This is a genomic window from Vibrio sp. 03_296 (assembly GCF_002265885.1).
The window spans coordinates 1-1,044 of record NZ_NPKW01000313.1 but is presented as its reverse complement, the minus strand read 5'-3'; the positions used below and the strand labels follow the sequence as shown (position 1 = coordinate 1,044).

Annotated in this window: 1 pseudogene; it reads right to left on the bottom strand. The window is 52.6% G+C overall.

What is annotated here, in order from left to right:
• Positions 1 to 1,044 (bottom strand): annotated as a pseudogene (locus CIK04_RS24265) (1-acyl-sn-glycerol-3-phosphate acyltransferase); the annotation flags it as partial.

Sequence of the window (1,044 nt, the reverse complement as noted above, 5' to 3'; positions counted from 1 at the left end):
CAGCACAAGACCCGCGTTTTCTTTCTCTTTACGTTTACCACGCAACTCTTTGGCGTAGGTTGCTACTTCCATCACGTGCTCGTAGCCAATGTAAACGGGCACTAAGGTGACTGGGCGATTTAGCCCACGCAGCATCGCTTGAATGGTCATTGCCAACATGCCAGTTTTGGCTGGCAGTAAACGACCCGTGCGCGAGCGGCCACCTTCTGAGAAGTATTCTACCGAGTAACCTTTGGCAAAGAGCTCTGCCAAATATTCGCGGAAAATGGTCGAATAAAGACGATTGCCTTTGAAGCTACGACGAATAAAGAACGCCCCACCGCGGCGGAAAATCGGACCCGCAGGGAAGAAGTTGAGGTTTATGCCCGCGGCAATATGCGGCGGCACCATCCCTTCGTGATAAAGCACGTAAGAGAGTAATAGGTAGTCCATGTGGCTGAGCAGTGGCCAAGGCACATAGGCACAATCGTCATGACCATCTTGCGCTAGACGACGCACCGTCGCGGCGTTGTTGATGTTAACGCCCCTGATAGAGCTTGTTCCAAAGCCATCCCGAGCAGCGCGCTTGTTTCACCAAGGAGTAGGAGAAGTCTGCTGCAATCTCATCCATGATGTCTTGCGCTTCTTTACGCGCTTTCTYCATCTGAGATGTTTTTGCTTTTGCTTCTTCCTCAATCGCTTGCTCAATGGCTGGCGATTTCATCAAACGAGCGAACAGAACTTGGCGTGAAGGCAAGTCCGGGCCAGAAGCCGCCAGTTTTTGACGCGAGAAGTGAATGCGTGCTACGCGCGCCAACTTGTGGGCAATCGAGCTATCGGTGCCGTGTGATTGCGCCATGTAACGCAGTGAGACCACAGGACTAAAGCGCACAAGGCAATCACGGCCGGCGGTGATCACCGCTTTGGCTTTTTGCAGGCCATTCATCGCTTGTAGGTAAGGCTTATTGTTGCCTTTCTTTACCCGGCTTACGTCCCCCACAATTACAGTGGCAGGGATCACTTGAACATCCAGTTCGCTGTCTTCCGCGTGCAGTGTCAGCAGTY